At 52.9% G+C, this 21,560-nt stretch carries 21 protein-coding genes; 9 read left to right on the plus strand and 12 right to left on the minus strand.

Features of this window, described 5'->3' with window-relative positions:
* The first annotated feature begins 45 nt into the window (after window positions 1-45).
* A complete protein-coding gene (locus ACKU4E_RS07945; RefSeq protein WP_320170541.1) occupies window positions 46-1,743 on the plus strand; it encodes a hypothetical protein in 1,698 nt (565 codons plus the stop codon).
* A gap of 96 nt (window positions 1,744-1,839) precedes the next feature.
* Here the strand turns inward: ACKU4E_RS07945 and ACKU4E_RS07950 are convergent, their stop codons facing one another.
* From ACKU4E_RS07950 to ACKU4E_RS07960, 3 genes are all read right to left on the minus strand, one after another.
* Window positions 1,840-2,511 carry a D-lyxose/D-mannose family sugar isomerase gene (locus tag ACKU4E_RS07950; RefSeq protein ID WP_320170542.1) on the minus strand — a complete coding sequence of 224 codons (672 nt, stop codon included), beginning with the start codon at window positions 2,509-2,511 and terminating at the stop codon, window positions 1,840-1,842.
* Window positions 2,508-3,419: a carbohydrate kinase gene (locus tag ACKU4E_RS07955; protein ID WP_320170543.1), complete on the minus strand. Its 912-nt coding sequence runs from the start codon at window positions 3,417-3,419 to the stop codon at window positions 2,508-2,510. Before ACKU4E_RS07955 ends, ACKU4E_RS07950 begins: the two co-directional genes overlap by 4 nt.
* Window positions 3,420-3,576: 157 nt before the next feature.
* Window positions 3,577-5,259, minus strand: coding sequence for a DUF389 domain-containing protein (locus ACKU4E_RS07960; RefSeq protein ID WP_320170544.1), 1,683 nt, complete (start codon window positions 5,257-5,259; stop codon window positions 3,577-3,579).
* A gap of 231 nt (window positions 5,260-5,490) precedes the next feature.
* On the opposite strand from ACKU4E_RS07960, the gene ACKU4E_RS07965 reads away from it, so the two are divergent.
* The 8 genes from ACKU4E_RS07965 to ACKU4E_RS08000 all read left to right on the plus strand — a co-directional run bounded on the left by ACKU4E_RS07965 (window position 5,491) and on the right by ACKU4E_RS08000 (window position 14,717).
* Entirely contained in the window at window positions 5,491-7,632 is a 2,142-nt protein-coding gene (locus ACKU4E_RS07965) for an HD domain-containing protein (RefSeq protein WP_320170545.1), read from the plus strand.
* Window positions 7,633-7,724: 92 nt separating this feature from the next.
* Window positions 7,725-9,164 (plus strand): CHASE2 domain-containing protein, encoded by a 1,440-nt coding sequence (locus ACKU4E_RS07970; protein ID WP_320170546.1) that lies wholly within the window; start codon window positions 7,725-7,727, stop codon window positions 9,162-9,164.
* Window positions 9,161-9,646, plus strand: a complete 486-nt coding sequence (locus ACKU4E_RS07975) for a hypothetical protein (RefSeq protein WP_320170547.1) — start codon at window positions 9,161-9,163, stop codon at window positions 9,644-9,646. The genes ACKU4E_RS07970 and ACKU4E_RS07975 overlap by 4 nt, the downstream gene beginning before the upstream one ends.
* A gap of 72 nt (window positions 9,647-9,718) precedes the next feature.
* Complete coding sequence (locus ACKU4E_RS07980; RefSeq protein ID WP_320170548.1) at window positions 9,719-10,510, plus strand: LytTR family DNA-binding domain-containing protein; 792 nt, start codon at window positions 9,719-9,721, stop codon at window positions 10,508-10,510.
* Window positions 10,511-10,534: 24 nt separating this feature from the next.
* The gene (locus ACKU4E_RS07985; protein WP_320170549.1) at window positions 10,535-12,262 is read left to right on the plus strand and encodes a LytS/YhcK type 5TM receptor domain-containing protein; all 1,728 of its coding nucleotides are present in this window, start codon (window positions 10,535-10,537) and stop codon (window positions 12,260-12,262) included.
* Between the two features lie 102 nt (window positions 12,263-12,364).
* A complete protein-coding gene (locus ACKU4E_RS07990) occupies window positions 12,365-12,799 on the plus strand; it encodes a hypothetical protein (RefSeq protein ID WP_320170550.1) in 435 nt (144 codons plus the stop codon).
* Between the two features lie 2 nt (window positions 12,800-12,801).
* Window positions 12,802-13,164, plus strand: coding sequence for a hypothetical protein (locus tag ACKU4E_RS07995; protein WP_320170551.1), 363 nt, complete (start codon window positions 12,802-12,804; stop codon window positions 13,162-13,164).
* Between the two features lie 134 nt (window positions 13,165-13,298).
* The gene (locus tag ACKU4E_RS08000; RefSeq protein WP_320170552.1) at window positions 13,299-14,717 is read left to right on the plus strand and encodes a carbon starvation protein A; all 1,419 of its coding nucleotides are present in this window, start codon (window positions 13,299-13,301) and stop codon (window positions 14,715-14,717) included.
* Between the two features lie 71 nt (window positions 14,718-14,788).
* On the opposite strand, the gene ACKU4E_RS08005 is transcribed toward ACKU4E_RS08000, so the two are convergent.
* Genes ACKU4E_RS08005 through atpD form a run of 9 tightly spaced genes read right to left on the minus strand, consistent with a single transcriptional unit; the run spans window position 14,789 to window position 21,306 of the window.
* Entirely contained in the window at window positions 14,789-15,655 is an 867-nt protein-coding gene (locus ACKU4E_RS08005) for a F0F1 ATP synthase subunit gamma (protein WP_320170553.1), read from the minus strand.
* On the minus strand, window positions 15,642-17,168 hold the full coding sequence (locus tag ACKU4E_RS08010) for a F0F1 ATP synthase subunit alpha (RefSeq protein WP_320170554.1): 1,527 nt from the start codon (window positions 17,166-17,168) through the stop codon (window positions 15,642-15,644). The genes ACKU4E_RS08005 and ACKU4E_RS08010 overlap by 14 nt, the downstream gene beginning before the upstream one ends.
* A gap of 9 nt (window positions 17,169-17,177) precedes the next feature.
* Window positions 17,178-17,909, minus strand: coding sequence for an ATPase (locus ACKU4E_RS08015; protein ID WP_320170555.1), 732 nt, complete (start codon window positions 17,907-17,909; stop codon window positions 17,178-17,180).
* Between the two features lie 2 nt (window positions 17,910-17,911).
* On the minus strand, window positions 17,912-18,190 hold the full coding sequence (locus ACKU4E_RS08020) for a F0F1 ATP synthase subunit C (RefSeq protein ID WP_015852105.1): 279 nt from the start codon (window positions 18,188-18,190) through the stop codon (window positions 17,912-17,914).
* Between the two features lie 19 nt (window positions 18,191-18,209).
* Window positions 18,210-18,878 carry a F0F1 ATP synthase subunit A gene (locus ACKU4E_RS08025; RefSeq protein WP_320170556.1) on the minus strand — a complete coding sequence of 223 codons (669 nt, stop codon included), beginning with the start codon at window positions 18,876-18,878 and terminating at the stop codon, window positions 18,210-18,212.
* Window positions 18,869-19,189 carry an ATP synthase subunit I gene (locus tag ACKU4E_RS08030; protein ID WP_320170557.1) on the minus strand — a complete coding sequence of 107 codons (321 nt, stop codon included), beginning with the start codon at window positions 19,187-19,189 and terminating at the stop codon, window positions 18,869-18,871. Before ACKU4E_RS08030 ends, ACKU4E_RS08025 begins: the two co-directional genes overlap by 10 nt.
* Window positions 19,173-19,547 carry an AtpZ/AtpI family protein gene (locus ACKU4E_RS08035; protein ID WP_320170558.1) on the minus strand — a complete coding sequence of 125 codons (375 nt, stop codon included), beginning with the start codon at window positions 19,545-19,547 and terminating at the stop codon, window positions 19,173-19,175. Before ACKU4E_RS08035 ends, ACKU4E_RS08030 begins: the two co-directional genes overlap by 17 nt.
* The gene (locus tag ACKU4E_RS08040; protein WP_320170559.1) at window positions 19,547-19,927 is read right to left on the minus strand and encodes a F0F1 ATP synthase subunit epsilon; all 381 of its coding nucleotides are present in this window, start codon (window positions 19,925-19,927) and stop codon (window positions 19,547-19,549) included. The genes ACKU4E_RS08035 and ACKU4E_RS08040 overlap by 1 nt, the downstream gene beginning before the upstream one ends.
* Window positions 19,924-21,306, minus strand: coding sequence for a F0F1 ATP synthase subunit beta (gene atpD / locus ACKU4E_RS08045; protein ID WP_320170560.1), 1,383 nt, complete (start codon window positions 21,304-21,306; stop codon window positions 19,924-19,926). Before atpD ends, ACKU4E_RS08040 begins: the two co-directional genes overlap by 4 nt.
* Between the last annotated feature and the right edge of the window lie 254 nt (window positions 21,307-21,560).

Consider the following 21,560-nt stretch of genomic DNA (forward strand, 5'->3'; position numbering starts at 1 on the left):
TTCACGTAAAATTAAATCTATACTCAGAATATCCCGGAGAAATTAATGATCGTACCCAGATCAAAAACGTTTGTTCTTATATGCCTACTGGTCCTTTCGGCCATGCTGCAGGCAGGAAATTGCTGCGCAGCAGCAGAAAAATCGACTGAAGCGGATAAAAATAAGGCCGAAATCCAATCTACAGCGCCGGCACAGGCTGAAACGCTTGTAAACCTTCTGCGTTACAAATCTGAACTTGATACTCAAATCAGAATTGCAAGAAACAAACTGAAAAGCTCCTCTCATCTCGTGGACAAGGAAACCCTTGAGGAAGAAATAAAGGAGATGCAGGCGCAACTGACACACGTTGAGCACAACTTCGTCAAGGTAGCCACAGGGCTTGATATTTCTGTATTCAACGAAGAGGAGCAGCATGATTTCGTATGGCAGGAGGAAATTGAGACCCTCGTAAGGCCGCTGCTTCAGGAACTGAAGGAAATGACCAAGCGGCCGAGATTGATAGAAAGACTGAAAAGCCGCGTTGCATATTTTGAAAGCAAGCTTCCCAGAGCTGATGAAGCTGTCACCAACATAGACACCCTGATAGAGACTTCTGATTCTCCTATCCTCAAGGCTGAACTGCAGAAACTGCGGGAAAATTTCGTCAAGAGAAGGGCTGATATAAGCAACCAGCGTGATGTTGCAAGGTTCGAGCTAAATGAGCTGATGAAAGACGACCAGTCTTTTTTTGAATCAACCAAAAAAATCATGGCCGTTTTTTTCAAAAGCCGCGGCAAGAACATCCTTATCGCGATGCTGGCGTTCGCAGGTGTATTTCTGCTGTTCCGGCTGATTGACCGGGGGATTAAAAAACTGCATCCGTCTTTCATGACCAGAGAGCGTCCCTTCTATATCAGGCTGATAGAAGTGCTCCTGCTGTTTTTAACGGTCATCGCGGCAACGTCGGCATCCCTGTTCACCCTCTATATTTCCGGGGACTGGTTCCTGCTCAGCATCGCCATAATTTTTATCATCGGAGCACTCTGGACAGCCCGTGAAGGTTTCACCCGCTATTACGAGCAGGTCAAACTGATTCTGAATCTGGGCTCCGCCCGTGAAGGTGAAAGAATCACCTACAACGGAGTTCCCTGGATGGTGGAAAGCCTGCAACTGTTCTGCAAAATAAAGAACCCGGCCCTCAGCCCAAGCAGAATAAGACTGCCCATTGCGGAACTCGCCGAAGTAAACTCCCGCCCGCTCGGCAATAATGAGCCGTGGTTTCCGTGCAATGCCGGGGACTGGGTCATCCTTGCAGACGGTGTTCGCGGAAAGGTTATCAGCCAGTCACCGGATACCGTGGAACTCATTCAGCGCGGAGGGGCCTACGTCACCTATCAGACCACAGACTTTCTGGGGTTGACCCCGAAAAACCTTTCCCGCAATTTCAGACTGAAATCAGTTTTCGGCGTGGACTATGCCCTTCAGGAAAATTCGACAGCTGCAATACCGGCACAGGCCAAAGAATTCATATCCGGCAGGCTGGTAGAAGAAGGCTACGGAAAGCATCTGCTCAACCTGAATGTAGAATTCGAATCCGCAGCAGCCTCTTCTCTCAACATGGTAATTATCGCGGATTTCAGCGGCGAGGTGGCGGAACTCTACGGCAGGCTGGAAAGAGCACTGCAACGCTACAGCGTGGAAGCATGCACAAAATACGGCTGGAACATACCCTTCAACCAGCTTGTGGTTCACCGGGCCGAATAGTCCGGCGATTTCACTATAAAACAAAACGGCCCGCGAACCTGTTTCTCGGGCCGTTAAACATTTTATTATACGGCGTCACACTACAAAAAATCAGCGTTATACGTATTCAGCATAATCGGTCACGAGAAGGTGGACCGGAGGTTCATCTTCCTCCACTTCCGGGAAGCGGGGCATGGGATCGTAAAAACGGTTGTCAGTGTTATCGTCGTTAACAGCGCTTACCTCCCCTACCATCACATCACCGGTTCCTTCACGGGCATAAAAACAGTGATACATACCGGGTTCCAGACAGACGCTCTCGCCCGGTTCAAGTTCAACCTCTCCTCCGGGCTCAACGGAACGGATAAATCCGTCTACACTGACATCAAGAGGCTTGCCTGAAAACTGCTCACTGTCATCGGAACCGTAAAGTTTGATGACCAGATTTCCACCTGCTCTGTTTATTATATCCTCGCGCTTTGACCAGTGAAAATGCATGGGGCAGAGCTGGCCTTCCCTGAGAATCATTATTTTTTCCGCATATGGCTTAGGATCACCTGTCTTCAGGTTGCCGTTGCGCAGGGTAAAGAGGATAAGCCCGAGACTGGCAAAATCACCTTTACCGTAATCGGTAAGGTCCCATCCGAGCAGATTGCGAACTACCTCACTGTCCCCTTTGCCCTTCCAGTCATCCGGCCCCCAGAAAGCCCACTTGGGTAGATTGAATCCATGGCGTGCGTAAAATTCCTTCGCCTCGATGATAAGCGCGTTTATCTCACTTCTCTTCATATCTTTGCTCCATAAATGCGATCCTGACGGATCAGTCTGAACTCGTCCGGAACTTCCGGCATTGCTCCCCGGCATGTACAGACATAAGCGGCAAGCCTTCCGGCATGCTCACATATTTCATTCAACCCCAGCCCCAAAAGAGTCCCGATAACAACCGATGCGGTAAAGGCATCACCGGCCCCGACTGTGTCTTCAATCTTTTCGACCTTTGTTCCGAGGCTGTCCACAACTTCAGCGTCAGTTATGAGCAGGCTTCCCCTGCTGCCTCTTGTAAGAACCGAAAGCCGAAGATTGAACTGGTCATGCAGAGCCTTGAGCATTTCCTCCTCCCCGCCCTCAAGGGCAAACATGGAGGAGACTATTTCCAGTTCTTCGTCATTGAGTTTCAGGATATCCGCGCGACTCAGGGAGGACCTTATAATTTCCGGGTTGTAAAAATCCTGGCGCAGATTCATGTCGTAAACCTTGAGGGCCTGAGGGCTCGCATCCAGAAAAGCCTGAATAGCATTGCGCGATTTCTCGCAACGCTGTGCCAGAGTTCCGAAACATACGGCGTCCACCAGCGGCGCAAGGCTGAGTGCCATGGCGTTAAGGGTCAGATAGTCCCAGGCGATATCATCGGGAAACAGGTAGCTGGCTACCCCCTGTCCGTCGACATCGGCTTTCACGTATCCGGTCGGATGCTCTTCATCAACGCTTACAGCCTCGGTATTGAGCCCCCGATTCCGCAATTCCAGCAGCGCCCGTCTTCCACGTTCATCAGAACCTACCGTGGAAACCGCTATGGAATCGGCTCCGAGCGCTCCGGCATGGTAAGCGAAATTAACCGGGGCACCGCCGAGCTCCTCGGAACTCCCAAACACATCCCAGAGAATCTCGCCAAGTCCGGCAACAAGATAATCAGCCATTTCCTCTCCTGCAAAACCTGATGTACTGCACGCACATCGAGTAAAATGTATCCGGCCCGGAAAAAAGGACCGGAATCAGGAATCTGTTTTGACAAACTACAAGCAAAATGGCGAGAACTTTATAACCGGAGGTTAAATAAAACGGATACCGCCCCTCCTACTGCCCGACTGTGAGCCTCTTGATGCCGTCCTGATCGGAAAACTGTTCCACGGGCATAAATCCGCCACGCTCAACCAGAGCTTCCGTCTTGGAATAAACAAACAACCTTACCGGAGATTTGAATTTCTCGGAAAGCTTATCCTCTATTCGTTCCACTTCCTTTGAGGTTACAAGTTTTTCTCCGGTCACGTCCGCAAGGACTTTCCAACCGGATTTTTCCAACTGGGCCTCAACATAAATTGGAAAGACGTTGCGGATATTTCCTAGTAACTCAGTCACGTCAGCTTCAATAAGATTCGCATTTTTAGAATAAACCCCGGTGTATCCTGTGCCGAACAGATTTCGGCCGTTACGGGTGATATCGCTACACTTGTAGTACCTTACTATGAGGCCGAGGTCCTTAACCTCTGTCTTCCTTCGGATCAGATCCTCAAGCTTCCGCACGGTATCAGGATGCGGCCTTTCCGGGCCGCTTATTTCAACAATAAGACCGGGACCGCTTTTCAGTTCCATATAATTCACCCCGACCAGAGTATACCATGGATATTCAGAAATGAGTGTTCGCAGTATGATCTCCGCCTGCGCAAGTACTACAGCGCTCCTGTCCTTTTTAATCTTTGTCCTTTTTGCATGGGCGTCAATTGCCGCTTTTATGTTTGAATCAGCCATGGAAGATATGCTTTGTGTTATGCCCGTGCGCACAATGATTCTAACCGGCATTTTAAGCTCACCGGAAGACATCTTCTCCATTTTTTCAACATCCGAAGCCTTCATGGACCGCGGCCCGCGCAAGGCGATAAAGCCTTCCACCACACCGTCATTGGTCTCGTGAGTGACTGTTTTTATCACCGTATTAGGCATGGACGCGATGGCAACGTTGGCAGCAGTTCGCAGGCTTTTGTCTATTCTGCGGGAAACGGAAACCTCCACCAGAGCCTGAGTGAGAAACCCGGCAACGAGAATAAGCCCCAGAGTGGTTATGGAAAAATGCTTTATCAGACGGGGAAGAGGCTGGTCCTCGGAAACGGGGATGAATCCGGTTATACAGAAAAGGGCGCTCGCCACGGTCAATATGACCAGAAAGTTGGCGAAAAACAGCAGAAATGCTCCCCATCCATCGGAATACTGACCAAGCGCCAGACATAAACCGCTGGCGCTCAAAGGCGGTACAAGCGATGTGGCAATAGCTATTCCAGGCATTACCGGGCTGACTTTTTCGTCTATAAGCGCCACCGCTCCGGCAATTCCCGCAAAAGCCGCAACCCCCATGTCCAGCAGGTTTGGAGTGGTCCTGGCGACTATTTCATGGGTGACATCAAAAAAGACAGGCAGTATTCCTATGACATATCCGCCGCCGATACCAAGCAGAATACCTGCCACCAGCGAAAACATGGAGGACCTGATCAGCGGAAGTTCCCCGCGGACAAGTCCAAGAGAAAGTCCGAAAATAGGTGTCATCAGCGGGGAGACAAGCATTGCGCCGATAACGACCGCAGGACTGTCGGCCATGAGTCCGAAAGCGGCAATAAAAACCGCAACGCTCATCAGCAGATAATACATGCCGTGGGGAGCGGAGTTGCGGGAAATATCAGTAATCAGGAACTCACGGCGCATGTCTGTAACAAACAGGAGCGGAGTCCGTGCCCTTTCACGAGGCTTTCGTCTGAAAATAAAGGCCATCTGAACCTCCGGTCTGTTATTGATCAACGCATATATTTGTATTTATGGATCGTATACTAATCATATTCAATGCCCTGCGGCAATATAATCAAGGAAGTTTCATTCAGACGCACCCTAAGCCATTAAAAAGACAAGATTCATTATACCGGTCCTTATTTCTCCTTGACTTCGCCGGCGAAATATAAAGGATATGGAACGACCAGCTATTTTCTAAAATCAGGGGATACTTTTATGGCACATTGTAAAAAAGAGATGCCGGAACTTAGTGAATACGAAAAAAGAATAGAAGACTGTCTACCGGCGGAAAACGACCCCGGACGCAAGCAAGTGCTGAAGGCCCTCTCTTTCGGATACGAACTGCACCGCGAACAAAAAAGGCGCTCAGGTGAACCGTACATTGAGCACCCTGTTGCGGTACTGCGGATACTTGCCGATGAATTCAATGTACATGTTCCTGATATTCTTACAGCATCCCTGCTTCATGACGTTGTTGAAGATGTGGACGGAATCACTCTGGGTATCATCCGGCGCGAATTCGGCGAAACAGTTGCAGAACTGGTGGACGGGTGCACAAAACTGAGCAGTTCGAAGATAGAAAAGAAGCAGTTGAAAAACCTGACCCATGACAAAATTTTTCTAAAATCCGGACACAACATAGGTGTGCTGACCATCAAGCTGGCCGACAGACTGCACAACCTGCGCACACTGCACCACCTTCCCCCGGCAAAACGCCAGCGCATAGCCAGAGAAACAATCGACGTGTACGCTCCCCTGACCACGGCCCTGAATATGTTTCCCCTGAAACGCCAGATGTATGAGCTTTCGCTAATTCATTTTTACAGCAGGAAAAGCAAAAAGATACTCAAGTTCATAAGGGATGTAGGCAACTCGAAAGAGGCCCTGGGGCTGCTGGATGAAATAAAACAGAGGGTACAGGCAGAAATTCCCGGCGGAGACGTTCGCTTCCGGCCCAAAGGACTTTCAAATTATTATGACCCGATCACCGAAAGGCTGGACCTGAGCAATTCCCGCGACGTTGCGGACTTCACCATAGTGCTGGACACAAATTCCATGCTCGACTGCTACCGGGTTCTGGGAATCATAAATACGGGATTCAAGGTCGTCCCACGGACCATGCGCGACTTCATCACCAACCCGAAAACAAACGGTTACCGCAGCCTGCACGTGCGTATCCGCGGAGACAAAGTAAATTACCTGGTAAAAATCAGAAGTTCCGAAATGGACGACTGGGCCAATTTCGGCATGTTCAACCAGTGGCAGGAGGAACACCCCTTCAACGAAAATCACTGGGAGGAAGTCAGCACTCTGCTGGAAAGCGCAGCGCTGTACGCCGGCAATTCGGCAAGCAAAAGCGCTCTGCTGCACATTTCCGAAGAGGAAGAAATTTTCGCGTATTCTCCGGCCGGGGATGAATTCTATCTGCCCAAGGGCTCTACTGTTCTGGACTTCGCCTTCAAGGTTCATACAAGACTGGGCGAACGATGCAGCCATGCCATCGTGGACGGACGCAGGGTTTCACCGATACATGAAATCACCGAGGGCGCAACTGTCGAAATCATCCAGTCGGAAACGCCTCTCGATCCATCTCCGCATCTGGAATCATTCTGCCACAGCCACCGGGCCAAATCCCATGTCGCCCGTCTGATGAAAAAGAAACTGGCCGATTATGCAGCCGAGCTAGGCAGATCCATCATGGAACAGGCTAAGCAGCGCAACGGTATTCCACAGGATTTTCTGGAAAAACGTTTTCAGGAAGAAATTCTGGCTATTCTCAACGTTGAATCCCTGCACATGCTCTACTCTCTCATAGGACGGGGAAAACTGAAGTCCCAACTCGTAATCTACTACATTCTTGATCTCTATGAAGGCGAAAGGACCGCTGCCGTGGGAGAGAAAGAACTGCCGTACACATTGACCATGAACGAAGTGATCCCGGGAATTCACAAATTTTCAAACTGCTGTAACCCCTTCCCAGGAGAGCGCGGGCTGGTGGCGGCCCTGAGCGGCAGAGGAGTATCGCTGCACAGGGCCGGCTGCATGGAACTGGCTCGAAAAATGAGTGAAGGCGATGTAATATACAATGTAGAATGGGATACCGCCGCAGACTGGGGAAAAGACCTGCGGTTTAAAGTTGATGCGTCCGGATTTTCATGCCCTGCCCAATTGTTCGCAATCCTCGGAAAAATGGAAGGAGCAGGAAAAGTGGTAAATATTTCTTTTGTCGAAGATCAGGAATACTGCGAAATGGAAATCATATTCAACTCAATCACCCAATGCGGACGATTCGCCGAGAATATGGAAGGAATAAGACTGGCTGTGACGGACTTCTACAAGGTCAGATTGGGCGGCTGAGTCCAGAGCCCGGAAAGTTCCGGGTTGCAAGCGGCGGCTGGTACCGTTATACTGGAACAAATACGTTCATCCTGCCAACGGACCGCTAACCGATGAAACTCGTACACCCCGCCCTTATACGGCAGATCCCCGCCCTGCTCCAGACCTCATCGGCTCAAAAAAAGAAAAGCCGACTCTCCGGGCTGCGCGAAATTTTTTGCTACAGCCTTTGGCCACCCGAAACCAAAAGGCTCTTCCTGCTGAATGTCGGATTCGGCTTTCTCCTCCTGTTGATTCTTGAACTGATGCCCCTCTGCAAGCTGGGGCAAAACATGATCAATGAAAACCACGACTTCCTGATCGCCGAGTCCTTCAAGGAAAACGCCATCAAAGGCAGGGCTGCACATAAGGACATCAAGCTCCTGCTGCTGGACAGGACATTTTACGAAAGCAGCCCCGGCATGGGGTACTGGACACCGAAACTGCGACTTCTGGAAACGGTTGATTTCGCACTTGGCTGCGGAGCACGGGAAATACTCATCGATTGCAGAATGGACCGTCCGGTGCCGCTTGAAAAGGAAAACCTCCAGTTCATGTCCGCTTTCAGAAAGACACTTGAACTGGCACGCCAAAAAAACGCGGTCATAATCATCCCCCGGCTGGCCGGAGAACGGGGACTGGCATTAACTGAATTCTCAAAAAAATTCTGGAATCTTACCGAAGATTTCCCGGATGTAGTAAAAATAGGCGATGCCGGAATCATCCGCAATCCGGAGGACAAGCGCATCAGGCATCTGCGTTACTACCGGGCGGAAGACAAGGGTTCCGGAGATGAAATACTGCTTTCCGTTGCAATGCTTGCAGCCGTTTATGCCAACGGGACAAAGGAAGGAGATATCCACCGCGATCGGATCGTAAACAGTATCCGCGACATTGAAGCCGGCAAAACAGAGCGCCAAAGGGTTAAACTTTTCAAGGGTACGGACATTACTCTTTTCAGGCAGGAAAACGGCAGTGATGACATTGAGGCCAGACTCAAGTTCAGCCTGGCCCCGAAGGATATCTATCTGCGCAAGACAGGTGCAGTAAGTGCCGGACTGCTCAGCCACACAAGTTCCGCCACCGGCATCAGGTATGCCGACCCCGCATCTCTGGCGGGGAAGATCGTAATCATAGGCTCGGACTACGAGGAAATTGGCGACATGCACCTTACCCCTATCGGCCGCATGCCCGGAGTATATATTATCGCCAACGCCGTTAACATGTTTCTGAACGGGGATCAGGTTCATTCGGACGCAGTCATAAGCTATGTGATCAAGATACTGACCGTACTCCTCGTATCCTTAGGCGTTGCCCATCTTCCGGCCATTTTCGATCTCCTGCTGCTGGTGCTGGCATTTTTCATTTTTCATCCCTTAAGTATCTATCTTTTCATGAATTACGGACTTTTTTTCAATTTCCTGCTCCTGCTGGCGGGAATCAGTTTTTTTGACTACGTTAACAACGTCAGTGAATATCTGATTGAACGAGTGGCGACTCGGGAGAGAACATGAAAACGAGACTGCTGATTGCATTAATCTTATCCGCTTTCTGTATCGTCCTTACCGGCGAAGCATATGCAAAACCTGTCGTAGGTTACGTGCATGTGGACAGTTGGGACACTTCTCCGGCAGAAGCTTACGAACTGCACCGGGACGGAATGATAATAAGCTCACTCTATCAGGATATGCCTGTATACAATAACGATCTGCTGATACCCAAAAAACATGACTGCGTAATCATCGAATATATTTCACACGAATGTCCTAGAACGAGGGTGAACAGCTCCACGCGGGTCTATTGCCGTCAGCAGGATGATGAACCCGGGTTCTGGCAGAACGTCTATGACAAACTGAACATCTTTTCCCCAAGATACGATCTTGACGAAACCCAGGGAACAACATTGCGAAGCGGGGACACCCAAAAAGGGAAAGGGAATGAGGCGGAAAAAGAAAAAAACGCAAAACCCCGGAAACCGCATAATGAAAAATGGTAGACCGATCACCTCAATCACGGAGTAGAACTGCCTGATGAATGACGAAGATTCCACTTGCAAAGGACCGCAGCGATGAACTCTCCAGATAAAATACGATGTGTACTTATAGATGATGAACTACCCGCCATTGATGAACTGGCCTTTCTGCTTTCGGATTTCGACGATGTTGAGATAGTAGGCACTGCTACATCCGCCAGCTCGGGTATCGCTCTGGTGCAGGAAAAAACACCGGACCTTGTGTTTCTGGATATCCAGATGCCCGGAAAAAACGGTTTTCATGTTCTGCAGGAGATAATGGAAAATCCTGAACCGCCCCTGATAGTTTTTGCCACAGCCTATGATGAATACGCCCTGCGCGCCTTTGAGGAGAATGCGGTAGACTACATCTTGAAACCTCTTTCGGCCGAACGTCTGGGAAAAAGCATTGACCGGGCACGTTGCCTGATCAACGCCAACTGCGAGGAAAAGGTTGAACGCCCGGACATGGAATCCCTGCTCGACAGCATGGGAATCTGCAGGAAGGTGCTGCGCATTTCCGTGGAACACGGCGGCAGAATAATGCTTCTGGAACCGGATGATGTGATACTCTGCCGCATGGAGGACCGTAAAATCATGGTCCACACAGCCAAGGGAGTCTTTACCTGCCACGGCGACAAAACTCTGGACAAACTTGAGGAGCGTCTGGCAGGAGAACCTTTTTTCCGCACCAGCCGGGGAGAAATGGTCAACCTGTCACATGTGCGGGACTTTGCCCCGTGGTTCAACGGAAAATACGTACTGACCATGAAACATATCGGGGAAGAGGAAATCATAATCAGCAAGGGACGGGTAAAAGCCTTCCGGGAAAGGCTGGGGCTGGCATAACTACTCACGCAAACAAGAATAAACATGAACCCAGAAACACTGATCATAACACTTGCCGAAAGATTCGGCCTCATCATAGCAGGTTCGTTCCTGCTGCTGACCATCACCCCTTTTCACCGCATAGGTCTGGGAAAGCAGTACGGAAAAAGCAACCTGATCATCCAGATACTCATTTTCGGAGTATTCGGAATCCTCGGTACATATGGCGGAAACTTCGTCTTCCAGTCTGTGGCCAACCTGCGGGCCATGGCCGTCATTACCGGCGGACTTTTCGGAGGCCCTCTGGTCGGCCTCGGAGCAGGTCTTATCGCCGGTGGGCACCGTATCCTTATTGATTTCGGCGGATTCAGCGCCATCCCCTGCGGGCTGGCAACCATGCTGGAAGGACTGGCCGCCGGACTGATTTCTCTTAAACTTACTCACAGGATGGACTGGCGTGCCGCCGCCGGACTGGCCTTCATGGGCGAAATAATCCACATGGTGATGGTCCTCTACCTTTCGCACCCGTACGACGAGGCCATGAAACTGGTCAAACTCATCGCCATGCCCATGATAATTCTAAACACCTTCGGTGCTGCAATATTCGCGCAGGTCATTAACATGGTCTTTCGCTACGGCACCAAGCAGGACTCGGTAAAAGCCCAGCACGTTCTGGACGTCGCCAACCTGACAGTCAGTCACCTCCGTTCCGGGCTTACAATGGATTCGGCCCAGGAAACGGCCAAGATAATACACGCTCATCTGTCCGTTGCGGCGGTGGCAATTACAGACACGGTAAACGTCCTTGCCCATGTGGGAGCAGGTTCGGACCATCATCTGGCAGGCAGGGAAATAATGACCGAATCCACCCTCCGGGTCCTGTCCGAAGGGGAACCGATCTTCCTTGATTCCGGAAAAAAAATCGGCTGCAACCACAAAAGCTGCCCGTTCACCTCCGCCGCAGTGGTTCCGCTGCATAAAAGCGGACAGGTTATCGGGACCCTCAAGCTCTACGGTACGCGCAAGAACCAGCTCGACCTTCTCTCCTTTGAAATGGCAAAGGGGCTGGCCAATCTCTGCTCCACCCAGCTTGAGCTGGAAGAAATCCAGATCAAGGAACAGATGCTGGCCCATGCTGAAATACGCCGCCTGCAGGCCCAGATAAATCCGCACTTTCTCTTCAATTCCCTGAACACTGTCACGTCCTTCTGCCGGACAAACCCGGACCGGGCCCGCGAACTTCTGCAGGAACTGTCCCGCTACATGCGTAGAAACCTCGACAGCAGCAGAGGTTATGTTCCCCTGCATGAAGAGCTTGAACAACTGCGCAGCTATCTGGCTATTGAACAGGCCCGTTTCGGGGACCGCATCCGGGTGGATCTCAACGTTCAGGAAAGCTGCAGGGAATGGCCCATACCGCCGCTGATCATACAGCCGCTGGTCGAAAACAGCGTGAAACACGGAATCCTCGGCAAGGAAGAAGGCGGAACCGTATCAATCAGAATCCGCTGCGAAGAAAACGAAATGCACATCAACATATCTGATGACGGTGTCGGCATGGACAGCTCCCGTCTGGCACAGATTTATGAACGCCAGAAAATAGATTCACGAGGAAAAGGAATAGGTGTGCGCAACTGCATCCGCAGGCTGGAGCAGATATACGGCCCGCAGTATTCCATGGAGATAACAAGTGAGCCGGGCACAGGGACGGAAATATACTTCCGGGTTCCCAAGCTCAGGGAGGGAATTCAGATGCAGGAGGCTGCCACCTAATTAAAACGATGAGCTTTAACAAGTAGTTTTAATAACTGAAAAGGTACTGTAAGATAAGATTGATTAAATCTTAAAGTTAAACCTCTTCCGGAGAGTTCAGCCATGAGCAGATGCAGAAATTTTTGCCACACCCGTCTTCTGGATTCGTTCGCTGAACGTATCGATACACTGGCAGACACAGTTAATTCAGCATCGCCGTCCGGAATTCACCTGCTTTCCACCATCAGGACCATTTTTGCCATCAAAGGCCTCAGCAGACTGGTGATCAGAAATTTTTCCAGCGACTGGTATAACGCATCCTGCCACATAAGTGCCGGATCGGAATGCGCTGATGTTCTCGGCAAGGCCGTAGCCCTGAAGGACCGTCTTGTTTCCGCCCACGCAACCCTGTGCACGCTACCCTCTCCTTTTGCCAGATGGGCCGGGCGAAGATTGACCGGGCCGGTGCTGGACTGGAATGACCTTGTCGTGGACCTGTCCATTGCCTTCAGTCCGGAGATACAGAATTCCCTTTCGGAACTTGAGGAGGTTCTCTAGCCGTGACCAGGCTTCAGGAAACATCCGCCTACCTTCGCTACGAAAAGAACCTGCTGAAAAAATACCCCCAGGCCGAAAAGGACATCACCAAAGCAAAAAAGCAGATTCTCAGAAGACCTGACCGGGGGGTCGTCTACCGGGGGCTGAACACACTGGCGCTGCGCAAGGTAAGGGTAGCAATCTCCATGCTGCGCATCTCTGCCCGCAAGGGGTTGCGGCTGTTCTACTTCTACTCGGAAAAAAAGGACAAGGCCGTCCCGATCTACATCTTCAAGAAGGGACGTCCGCAGACCGAAGGTCAGGTGATGAAACTGTTCAGCAGGGCTGTTGATGAAGTCGTGGAAGAACTGAAAAGCCGCAACTGAAGCATTGTCACACATCGCAAGGTCATTTGAGACATCGAAAAAGTCAATTCAGACACAAAGTGTAGAACTTAATCCTTCCTCCATGTCAGAAGAGAGCATCTTTTTTAAAAGCTCAAAGGACGGAGGACCTTACAATGCTATTCTTCTTTGCCTGTGTTGCAGCCCTTATCGTGGGCTACATGATTTACGGTAAATTTGTGGACACGGTGTTCGCGCCGGACGAAAAGCAGACCACTCCCGCATACGCACTGCGTGACGATGTGGACTTCATGCCCATGCCCATGTGGAAACTCATGTTCATCCAGGTGCTGGATATTGCCGGAATCGGCCCCATCTTCGGCCCCATTCTCGGCGCTCTCTACGGCCCCGTGGCCCTGCTCTGGATAGTTTTCGGCTGTATCTTCGCCGGGGCTGTGCACGACTATTTCAGCGGCATGCTTTCCATCCGCAACAACGGAGCATCCGTTCCCGAACTTGTCGGTGAATACCTCGGCATGAGCGCCCGCCAGGTCATGCGCGTATTCGCCTTCGTCCTGCTCATGCTGGTCGGAGTCGTATTCGTCCTTTCACCCGCAAAGCTCTTGACTGAACTTACCGGAATCAACACCGGCATCCTCGTGGCCTGTATTTTCGGCTACTATTTCCTTGCAACCATCCTGCCCATCGATAAACTCATCGGCAAGCTCTACCCCCTGTTCGGAGTGCTTCTGCTGGTAATGACCATTTCGCTGGCAGTGGCCCTCATGTTCAGCGGGCATACCATTCTCCCCAACCTCGATTTCGCAGTAAATACCAGCCCCACCGGCAAACCCATATGGCCCCTGCTCTTCATCACCCTGTCCTGCGGCGCCATAAGCGGTTTCCACGCAACACAGTCCCCGCTCATGGCCCGCTGCGTGAAAAATGAAAAAGAAGGCCGCCCGGTATTCTACGGCGCAATGATCATCGAAGGTATCATCGGGCTTATCTGGTGTACTCTCGGACTTTCCTTCTACGATTCCCCCGAAGCGCTCAACTCCGTTATCGCTGCAGGTTCCCCCTCTGCGGTTGTTTCTCAGGTTGCCAACTCTCTGCTCGGCCCCATCGGCGGAGTATTCGCCATCATCGCAGTTGTAATCCTGCCCATCACCAGTGGTGATACCGCATTCCGCAGCACCAGACTCATAGTTGCAGAAACCTTCAAGATGGATCAGGGCCCCGCAATCAAGCGTCTGCTGATCGCCGTTCCCCTGTTCGTTCTCGGATACATCATCTCCACCCAGAACTTCTCCGCCATCTGGAGATACTTCGGATTCTCAAACCAGTGCCTGTCCATGCTGGTTCTCTGGACCTCTGCAGTATACCTCGCCCAGCGCGCAAAGCTGCACTGGATCGCATCCATCCCCGCAACCTTCATGACCGCTGTTGTAGTAACCTTCATCAGCCAGGCCAAGATCGGTTTCGGACTGGATATGAACATCTCCATCCTGATCGGTGTGGCAGCCGCAATTGCCGCCATGGTCGTCTTCCTCGTGAAGTTCGTGCAGCCCAAGGCTGCTCAGGAAATTCGCTAAAAGTCTTCCTCACGAAGAATCACATACCACACCCTGAAAAGCCCGTCTGCGCAAGCAGGCGGGCTTTGACTTTATTCTCCCCCGAAAACCGCTTCGACTCCGGAGACAATATCCAGCAGTTCCCCGGTGATGTTTCCCTGCCGCGTGGTGCGGAATTCGGACTCAAGCACATCAATGTGTTCAATGATGTTCTTCTCCGCAACCTGCATGGCTGCAAGACGCGAGCTGTTTTCAGCCGCGAGCGATTGCAGGATGGCTCCGTATACCGCGATATAGAGATGTTCATGAAACAGAGTCGAAAAAAGATCCTCTACCGGAACATTGACCATGGGCAGACAACGCCCTTCGGGCTTTGCCAACCTCCCGCCGTTCCTGCCCAGCGGCAGAACGTGATTTACCGCCACTCTTTCGCCTTCTCCGGAATGCAGATTACCTACCACGCTGAACCGGCTCATTCCGCGATTGTCCTTCCAGTCCTCCAGATCAAGCTCTATCTCTTCCACTACAGAATTAACGCCGCGCATGCTTCCGGGCACACGGAAGTTACGGTCCACCGCGATGCCGGAATCTTCCAGCACGCCCTTGACCCGTTCCCCGCAGGTCCAGCAGGAAACCTTCAGCCCTTCGCTGCCCAGTTTTTCAACCGTGCGCACGGTCCTCGCACCGGCCATTTCATTGAATTGACCGCACATGCCCTGATCGGACCCCATGCACAGGACCACAGCCGACCCGCCGTGCGGAACACGGGGCAGGATTCCGGCATTGCGGAAGAACACGGCCCAGCCCTGCTCCACCACATCGGCATACTCTCCCACGGACTCGGCGGCATCTTCGAAATGACGGATGTTTACCGCAGCCATGGCCTTCATGGTCTTGACCACCGAAAGCAGGTCCGATGTCGTGGATATCTTGCGTCTTACGGCCTCAAGCTGTTGCACCCAACTCCCTCCATGCGGCCACATGGGCGGCAACTGTCTTTTCCAGCTCGGTCCAGATACCGTCATCCGGTCCGGCCTGCGGAAGGACAGCCATGCCTTCGAAACTTTCGTTCATCCGCGCCAGCAGAAAGTCCTGAACTTCGGCAATACGCTCAAGCTCAATTTCATCCAGAAGACCGATGGAGACGGTGTAAAGTATGACCAGTTGTTCGGCGGCAGAAAGAGGCGAAAAGCGGCCCTGCTTGAAAAGCTCCCTCACCCGCAGACCGTGTTCGATCCGCTTACGGGTATCCGCGTCCAGCCGGGTGCCGAAACGGGCAAACGCCTCCAGTTCCTGAAACTGCGAATAGGTCAGCCGCAGGTCGCCGGAAACCTTGCGGTAGGCCGCAGGCTGAGCCCGGCCGCCCACGCGGGAAACGGACCGGCCCACATCTATGGCCGGAAGCATTCCCTTCTGAAACAGGACCGGGGAAAGATAAATCTGCCCGTCGGTTATGGAAATAAGGTTGGTCGGAATATAGGCCGAGATGTTCTGGGCTTCGGTTTCCACCACGGGCAGGGCGGTAAGAGTGCCACCTCCGTGTTCCGGCTTAAGCCTTGTGGACCGCTCCAGCAGCCTGGAGTGGATATAAAAGATATCACCGGGAAAGGCTTCACGTCCCGGCGGGCGGCGCAGAAGAAGGCTCAACTGCCGGTAGGCCTGCGCATGCCGGGTCAGATCATCGTAGACAATGAGCACATCCCGTCCGCGTTCCATAAAATATTCCGCCATGCTCGTTGCCGCGTAAGGAGCTATGTACTGCATTCCGGAAGGAGCGTCCCCCTCGACCACAACGGCAAAGGTATAGGCCATGGCCCCGCGGCTGCGCAGGGTGTCTATCACTCTGGCCACGGAAGTGCTGCGCTGGCCGATGGCGCAATAGACGCAGATTACATCCCGGTCCTGCTGATTGAGGATAATGTCCAGAGCGATGGAGGTCTTCCCGGTCTGCCTGTCGCCGAGGATCAGTTCCCGCTGTCCTCGGCCGATGGGAATCAGCGCGTCAACAACCTTGATGCCGCTGGCCATGGGAGTATCAACCGGGGCACGCATCAGAATCTGCGGGGCATCGGACTCCACGGCTCTGGTTTCAAATGTTTCCGGTTTGGCCCCTTCATCCAGAGGATTGCCCAGCGGATCGACAATACGTCCGAGAAGAGCATCCCCGACCGGCACACTGAGCACCTTTCCGGACGGAACCGCCTCGTCCCCGGCCCGAAGTTCCGTTCCTGCGCCCAGCAGGGCCACGCCGATGGAATCAGGCAACAGGTCCAGCGCCATTCCCGGTACACCGGTTCCGAGCATAATCAGTTCTTCCGAGCGCACCGACCCCAGCCCCTCAACACGGGCCACGCCGCGCGCCACCGAAATCACCCGCCCCACTTCACGCGATTCGGGGTTGTATTCCATGTTTTCACGGCCATTTTCATAAGCGTCGAACGCTTTTTCCATATTTTCAGAAAGAAAGCCCATAGATGCTCCCTATTCACCCAGACCGGCCCATATTTTCTGCTCAAGCTCGTTCACATAGGAAGAAAGATTCCATTCCCATTTGCGGTCCCCGGCAACAAGTTCAATACCCAGCCCCAGCTCCGGGACCTGCATGTAAACGAGGTTCCCTGCTCCCGGAAACAGCCCTTTCAGAACTCGGTCCAGCTTTTCCTGCTGTGCGGCGCTCTGCCCGAATCCGGTACGGACAACAATATCGCTGTTTCCGCAATCCACATCGCCGGCTTCATCAGCGATACGATTAAGGAATCCGGACAGGGCCATATCTTCAATATCGCTGTCGGCAAGGTCCCGGACCATGCGCGCGGCGGATTCAGCCAGTTCATGCGTCAACCGTTTGCGGAATTCAAGGGACACGGCCTCCTTTTCACGGTCGAGCGCGGCCAGCCACTCTCCGCGCAGGGTCTCGACCTCCTCGCTTGCGGATTCCATTATCTGCCGCCGCCAATTCTCGGCCTCGGCATGCACCTGCGCCATTGCTTCCGCAGTCTCCCTGTCCAGCTCCTCGCGCCGGGCGGCAAGGTCCGTAGCTGCTTTTTCAGCCTCGGCACGGGCTTTACGGGCCTGATCCATCTCCTCCGCCACCCGCTGCCTGCGTTCTTCCATGGCCCGAACCACCGGGCCGTACAGAAAAACACGCAGCAGAACCAGCAGAACAAAAAAATTCAGGACCTGCGCAAGGACCGTGAACCAGTCCAGAAGCATTATCAGCCCCCGGCCTTCTCAAGAAAATAGGACCAGAACGGGTTGGCGAAGAGCAGGATCATGGCCAGCACAAAGCAATAAATGGCCGTTGATTCCACCATGGCCATGCCCACGAACAGGAACTTCACAATGGTGTTGGTCTCGTCCGGCTGCTGGGCAATGGAACTGAGCGCCCGCGACAGGGCCATGCCCTCACCGATAGCGGGACCGATTGCCCCAATTCCCATGCAGAGTCCGGCCGCGATAATCGAACCGAAAGCAATCCAACCTAACGTCTCCATACTTTTCCCCCTTTTCGGGTTATGAATGCGCCTCAAGCCCGGCAGCGATGAATACCGCGGCCAGAACCGTGAAAATATAAGCCTGCACCACGCCGATCAGCAGACCGAGAAGTTGCATGATGACCGGGATGAACAGCGGCATGATGACCAGCAGGATGGCCCCCATCATGGTTCCGCTTAAAATATTGCCGAACAGCCTCACGGCAAGGGCGAAGGTGCGGCTGATCTCACCGATCACGTTGAACGGCAGCATGAACGGCGAGGGTTGAATATAACTTTTCAGATAATTGAGCAGTCCGTTCTCCCTTATGCCGTAGTACGGAACAGCTAAAAACACGATCAGACTGAGTGCCGTGGTGGTTGAAAGAGATCCTGTGGGCGGCTGAAAACCGGGAACAGCCGAAAGCAGATTTGAAGTCAGGATAAATATGAACAGGGTTCCAAGCAGCGGCAGAAACTCTTCCGGCTTCCGGGAAGTGGCATCCCGAATCTGGGCAAGAAGCCCGCCGACAAGCACTTCCAGCAGATTCTGTCGCACCGTGACCCGCGATGAAGACGATATCCTGCGCGTGACCTGCCACGCAAAACAGACCAGCAAAGCCATAACCAGCCATGTGAACACGATGGTCGCGTTCAGATTGAAATTCCCGAAGCGGAGGTAAACGATATGGTCGGGGCTTATTTCCATGACGGCCTCTTGAAAACAAAGAATTCATGGAATCCGGTGCAACTGGCGCGGGAAAGCATGAATGCCCGCATAAGGTAGAACCCCAGAAAAGACGCAATCCAGGCATAGCCTCCGAAAGCCATGACCTGCGCGAATCCCCACAGCGTGACAGCGTACCGGGCCAGATAGCTGGACCAGAAAAAGATGCGCGGTCTGGCACAGACGGGCAGCATGCGCAGAGTCAACCAGAGTCCGCCGAAATGAAAGGCCGCTATCAGCAGCCCTATTCCGAAAGCGGCAAAGGTTATCATCAGGCTACTCACCGGCTGCATCACTGTCTCCTTTCGAATCTGATTCCCTGATACATAATTCTTCCCGCTCCCGGATGATGCGATTCCTCTCCCTGTTCATCCATATTCCGGCAAGCACGCAGCCGAAAAACAATCCCGCGCCCAGCATGGTCAGTGTCCAGTTTATGGGCGAATTCCAGACATGATCAATCCATACGCCAAGGAGACAGCCGAGCACTGCAGGCAGGGCCACAAACCAGCCAACGGCCCCCATGGAGCCGAACGCGGTCCAGATGCCTACGGCACCCTGTTTTTCCGCCAGAATCCTGCGCCGTTCACTGCTCCCGACCCGGCAGCGGAATTCTTCGGATTTAGGTTTGCGCTGTCCCTGAGCGTGCATTACCTAGTCTCCACCTCAATGAGACCGCGCACAAAACCGGCCTCAAGTTTTGCCACAGCGCTCCGGGCGGATTTCTCGGCTTCGGACGCATCCGTCTGCATCCGCTCCACCTCAAGCTGCAATTCACCTAGTTCCCCGGCCACGGCCGCCCGCGCGGAAACCCGCACCAAATCTCCCTGCTTGACCAGCAGACCGCTGTCCACCGCAAGATGGACCGGCTTTCCATTCTCGAAATAGGTCAGTATTCCCGGAACCAGCGCCGAAGCGATATCGATATGCCGCGGCAGCAGGCAGAATCCGCCCCGGCTGCTCTCGGCCCTTATCCTGTCCACCCGGCGGTCCAGAAAGATTCCCGAAGGTAAAATAATCTTCAGCCTCATGAACCGACCTCCGTAATGGAACCTATCATATAAAAGTCCCTCTCGGACGCATCCGGAAATTCATCATTCAGAATGCGCTCACACCCTTCCACAGTATCTTCAAGGGAAACCACGCGCCCATCCATGCCCGTGAAATGCCGGGTGGTGTTGAACGGCTGGGTCATGAACCGCTCCAGTCTGCGGGCTCTGGAAACAATCAGCCGGTCCTCACGGGCCAGTTCCTCCAGCCCCAGCATGGCTATGATATCCTTGAGGTCTTCATACTGGGCCAGCGTGCGGCGCACCTCGCGCGCAACTTCGTAATGCCTGCGCCCGACAATATCAGGGGAAAGCATCATGGACCGGGATTCCAACGGGTCCACGGCAGGATAGAATCCTTCCCCGGCACGCTTGCGGGAAAGAACGATGGAAGAAGATAGGTGTGAAAAAGTGTGCGTGGCGGCAGGGTCGGTCAGGTCATCGGCCGGGACGTAGACCGCCTGAATGGAAGTGATGGCCCCGGAACGGCTTGAGGAAATGCGCTCCTGCAGTTCCGCAAGGTCCGAACCAAGTGTCGGCTGGTAGCCCATGCGGGAAGGCAACCGGCCCAGCAGTCCGGAAAGTTCCATCCCGGCCTGTATGAAACGGAAGATGTTGTCGATCAGCAGCAGCACGTCCTTGCCGCAGTCGTCACGGAAATACTCGGCAATTGTAAGCGCGGTGTGGCCGGTGCGGAAACGGGCACCCGGCGGCTCGTTCATCTGGCCGAAGACCATGACGGTATTATCCAGAACCCCGGCATCTCCCATCTCCCGGTACAGTTCCTCCCCTTCGCGACAGCGTTCCCCGATGCCGCAGAAGATGCTGATTCCGCTGTGGGCTCCGACCATGTTGTTTATCAGTTCGGTGATGAGCACAGTCTTGCCAACGCCTGCTCCGCCGAATAACCCGGCCTTGCCTCCTTTTTCAAGCGGCATCAGCAGGTCGATGACCTTGATACCGGTCATGAATATTTCCTCGGAAACAACCCTCCGGGAAAGTGCGATGGGGGGATTATGTATGGAACGCTGTTCGATGCCCTCGGACAGATCACGACCGTCCACGGGTTCACCGAAGACATTCAGTACCCGCCCCAGGAGTTCCTCGCCAACCGGAGCTGTCAGCGGCTCTCCTTCGGATACAACCGTATCTCCACGGGCCAGTCCACCGGTAGGGGTCATGGCTATGGCCCGGACAGTGTTCAAATCGAGATGATCCGCGACCTCAAGCACCACACGGCGGGCCGTCTGTGAATACATCACGGCCTGCAGAGGAGGCACGACTTCGGGAAAACGAACATCGACCACGCTGCCACGAACGGAAACGACCTCTCCGGCATATTTGCTGTCTGCTGAAACCACGGCACCAACCTCAAATTGAAAACAATCAGGCAATTGGAATCCTTATACCTCCTATAGAATACGGAAACGGCAGATGAAGTCCAGAATTTTTGAATTAAACGCATTTTTTCACCCTCTGAACAGCTCTGCGTAATATGACGGGGAAAACTGTAGTTTTTTTCTCCCACTCACCAATACCCTGCCTGCCAAACCGCCTATCCGGGTTGACAAGCACAAGGTAAAGAGTATCCCTATTTTTTTACGACAACATTTCC

Source organism: Maridesulfovibrio sp. (genome assembly GCF_963677005.1).
In the GTDB taxonomy this organism is placed as follows: Bacteria; Desulfobacterota; Desulfovibrionia; order Desulfovibrionales; family Desulfovibrionaceae; genus Maridesulfovibrio.

Bases quoted from the DNA above. Each gene is read 5' to 3' on its own strand.
- ACKU4E_RS07950 (WP_320170542.1), bottom strand. From the start codon at position 2,511: ATGAAGAGAAGTGAGATAAACGCGCTTATCATCGAGGCGAAGGAATTT.
- ACKU4E_RS07970 (WP_320170546.1), top strand. From the start codon at position 7,725: ATGAAACTCGTACACCCCGCCCTTATACGGCAGATCCCCGCCCTGCTC.
- ACKU4E_RS08015 (WP_320170555.1), bottom strand. From the start codon at position 17,909: ATGCTTCTGGACTGGTTCACGGTCCTTGCGCAGGTCCTGAATTTTTTT.
- ACKU4E_RS07985 (WP_320170549.1), top strand. From the start codon at position 10,535: ATGAACCCAGAAACACTGATCATAACACTTGCCGAAAGATTCGGCCTC.
- ACKU4E_RS08010 (WP_320170554.1), bottom strand. From the start codon at position 17,168: ATGGGCTTTCTTTCTGAAAATATGGAAAAAGCGTTCGACGCTTATGAA.
- ACKU4E_RS08000 (WP_320170552.1), top strand. From the start codon at position 13,299: ATGCTATTCTTCTTTGCCTGTGTTGCAGCCCTTATCGTGGGCTACATG.
- ACKU4E_RS08040 (WP_320170559.1), bottom strand. From the start codon at position 19,927: ATGAGGCTGAAGATTATTTTACCTTCGGGAATCTTTCTGGACCGCCGG.
- ACKU4E_RS07990 (WP_320170550.1), top strand. From the start codon at position 12,365: ATGAGCAGATGCAGAAATTTTTGCCACACCCGTCTTCTGGATTCGTTC.
- ACKU4E_RS08035 (WP_320170558.1), bottom strand. From the start codon at position 19,547: ATGCACGCTCAGGGACAGCGCAAACCTAAATCCGAAGAATTCCGCTGC.
- ACKU4E_RS08030 (WP_320170557.1), bottom strand. From the start codon at position 19,189: ATGCAGCCGGTGAGTAGCCTGATGATAACCTTTGCCGCTTTCGGAATA.
- ACKU4E_RS08025 (WP_320170556.1), bottom strand. From the start codon at position 18,878: ATGGAAATAAGCCCCGACCATATCGTTTACCTCCGCTTCGGGAATTTC.
- ACKU4E_RS07955 (WP_320170543.1), bottom strand. From the start codon at position 3,419: ATGGCTGATTATCTTGTTGCCGGACTTGGCGAGATTCTCTGGGATGTG.
- ACKU4E_RS07945 (WP_320170541.1), top strand. From the start codon at position 46: ATGATCGTACCCAGATCAAAAACGTTTGTTCTTATATGCCTACTGGTC.
- ACKU4E_RS07980 (WP_320170548.1), top strand. From the start codon at position 9,719: ATGAACTCTCCAGATAAAATACGATGTGTACTTATAGATGATGAACTA.
- ACKU4E_RS07975 (WP_320170547.1), top strand. From the start codon at position 9,161: ATGAAAACGAGACTGCTGATTGCATTAATCTTATCCGCTTTCTGTATC.
- ACKU4E_RS07965 (WP_320170545.1), top strand. From the start codon at position 5,491: ATGGCACATTGTAAAAAAGAGATGCCGGAACTTAGTGAATACGAAAAA.
- ACKU4E_RS07960 (WP_320170544.1), bottom strand. From the start codon at position 5,259: ATGGCCTTTATTTTCAGACGAAAGCCTCGTGAAAGGGCACGGACTCCG.
- ACKU4E_RS08020 (WP_015852105.1), bottom strand. From the start codon at position 18,190: ATGGAGACGTTAGGTTGGATTGCTTTCGGTTCGATTATCGCGGCCGGA.